The following is a 2,350-nucleotide window of genomic DNA, read 5'->3' as shown; positions in this document are numbered from 1 at the left end:
CCGTCCGCGCCCGCCGCCGGTGCGGCGTTGGGAACCGCCTATGCCGAGGCGCTGGCCCTGATCGCGCCGGACCGGGCGGCGGCGGTGCGGCGCATCGGCCATGAGATCGGCGTGAGCCGCCAGATCTGCGCCATGGACTATCCCAGCGATGGGCTGGCGGGCGAGGCGCTGGGGCGGGCCGTCGTCGCCGAAATCGTCGCGACGCCGGACTTCCAGGCTGAGATCGCGGCGGCGCGCGACGAACTGGCGGCGGCGCGGGCGACGGGACGGACCAATCCCGGCTGCGCGGCCGAGCGCGCGGCCCTGGCTGTTCCCCTGCCCTGAGATGTGGAGCGGCCTGATCCTGCTGGCGGCGGTTCAGGCGGGCGATCCCGCAGGCGCGCGGGCCTGCACCCTGGCCGAGGTGCGCGACCTGACCGCCCCGTCCGATCAAGCCTATCGCCTGACGTGCCGCGCCGACCTGGCGGGCGTCGCCGTGCGGCGGCCTGTTCTGGTGGAGGGGGCCGAGGCCTCGGGCGCGGGGATCGACTGCGGCGGCGGGGTGATCCGACCGGCGCGCGAGGCGACGTCACAGACGCCGACGGTGGCGATCTGGTCGCGGCGTCAGGGCGACGGCTGGAGCCGTCCGGTCCAGACCTATGTGCGCAACTGCACCGTCGTCGGCAATGTGCGGATCTGGGGCATGGGGGCGGGCGGATCGATGCGCGACCTGCTGGCCTCGTCACGGACGCCCGATCACACGACGGCGGCCCAGAGCGCGGCGCCCCTGGGCACGATGCTGGAGCGGGTGCGGTTCGAGGGGGTGGGGACCATCCCCCTGTATGTCGGGCCGGGGGTGACGCAGACCATGGTGACGCGCTCGCGCTTTTCGGGCCGGTCGGTCTCGACCGCCGTCTATCTGGACGCCGAGAGCGCCGGAACGGTGATCCAGGACAATGACTTCACCATTCGCACCGGGCGTGAACAGATCGCCGTGGACGGATCGGGCGCCAATCGCATCATCGGCAACCGCTTCGCCCTGGGCGGCCGCAGCGGCGTCTTCCTGTACCGCAACTGCGGCGAGGACGGGGTGATCCGGCACCAGACGCCGTCCTATAATCAGATCACGGATAATGTGTTTTCCGGCGTCGGCTGGCTGCGTCCCCGGACGGTGGTGGTGGGCGCGCGCGAGGGGAACCGGTCCTATTGCGGCGATGACGCCGGCTATCCGTTCGGGTCCAGCGCCGACGACGGCGACGGGGCGACCGGCAACCGGGTCGAACGGAACCGGACGCGTCCCTGACCCCGCACTTGCGAAATGACGCCAGCTCGGCCCTATTGGCGCGATGACGCCTCGGGGGATGCATCTAATGCGGCTGGTCTTGTTGTTGGCGGCCCTGGCGGCGGCGCTGGGGTTGGCCGTGATCACGACACAGACGCCTCGGCCCGCGCCGACAAGCGCCGCCGCGACCGGATTTTCGGCGGAGCGGGCCATGGCGGACGTGCGGGTCATGGCCCGCTCCCCCCGTCCCATAGGTTCGACCGATCACGCCCTGGTCCAGGCCTATCTGCAGGGCCGAATGGCGCAGCTGGGCCTGGCGCCCACGCTCCAGGCCGGGGCGCTGTCGCCCGCCGCCGTGCGCCGGATCGAGGACCGGGGCGAGTCGGTCGAAGGCCTGTCGGTGGTCAATCTGGTCGGCGTCCTGCCGGGCCGGAACCCCAGCCTGCCCCTGGTGGTGCTGATGGCCCATTATGACAGCGTGCCGAGCTCGCCCGGCGCCGCCGACGACGCCAGCGGCGTGGCGGCGGTGCTGGAGGCGGTGCGGGCGATCAGGGCGCGCGGACCGGCCCACCGGGGGCTGGTCGTGCTGCTCACCGACGGGGAGGAGCTGAACCTGGACGGGGCGCGGGCCTTCTTCAGCGAACATCCGTTGCGGGGTCGGGTCGGGGCGGTGGTGAACCTGGAGGCGCGCGGCGGCGGCGGTCGGGCCATGATGTTCGAGACCGGCCCCGGCAACGCCCAGACCATCGACCTTTACGCTCGGGCGACGCGCCGGGCGGACGGCGGCGCAGCCAGCAACGCCCTGGCCATCTTCGTCTATCGGCTGATGCCCAACGGCACCGACTTCACCCTGGCCGCCGACCGGGGCCTGGCCGGGATCAACCTGGCCTTCATCGGCCGGCCGGCCCAGTACCATTCGCCCAGCTCGACGCCGGACGCCCTGGACCAGGGCAGTCTGCAACATATCGGATCCCAGGCGCTGGAAATGACCGACGCCCTGGTGCGGGCGCCCGTCCTGCCGAAGGCCACGCAGAACGCCGTCTACGCCGATGTCTTCGGCCTGGGGGTGTTGCGGCACGGGCAGGGGAC

General features: G+C 72.4%; 2 protein-coding genes and 1 pseudogene. All 3 read left to right on the top strand.

All coding sequences use genetic code 11. From position 1 onward, the window contains the following. Positions 1 to 324, top strand: a pseudogene (locus ER13_RS18820) (PA-phosphatase); the annotation flags it as partial. A gap of 1 nt (position 325) precedes the next feature. Next, on the top strand, positions 326 to 1,282 hold the full coding sequence (locus ER13_RS17005) for a right-handed parallel beta-helix repeat-containing protein (protein ID WP_035311229.1): 957 nt from the start codon (positions 326 to 328) through the stop codon (positions 1,280 to 1,282). Between the two features lie 67 nt (positions 1,283 to 1,349). Beyond that, a partial coding sequence (locus ER13_RS17000; RefSeq protein WP_035311226.1) for a M20/M25/M40 family metallo-hydrolase occupies positions 1,350 to 2,350 on the top strand: 1,001 nt, incomplete at its 3' end.

This window comes from Brevundimonas sp. EAKA (assembly GCF_000698025.1).
GTDB lineage: Bacteria > Pseudomonadota > Alphaproteobacteria > Caulobacterales > Caulobacteraceae > Brevundimonas > Brevundimonas mediterranea_A.
Note: the sequence above shows the minus strand (reverse complement) of the source record. Positions and strands in the feature narration are given on the sequence as shown.

Coding starts and splice junctions, on each gene's coding strand:
- ER13_RS17005 (WP_035311229.1), top strand. CDS start 326: ATGTGGAGCGGCCTGATCCTGCTGGCGGCGGTTCAGGCGGGCGATCCC.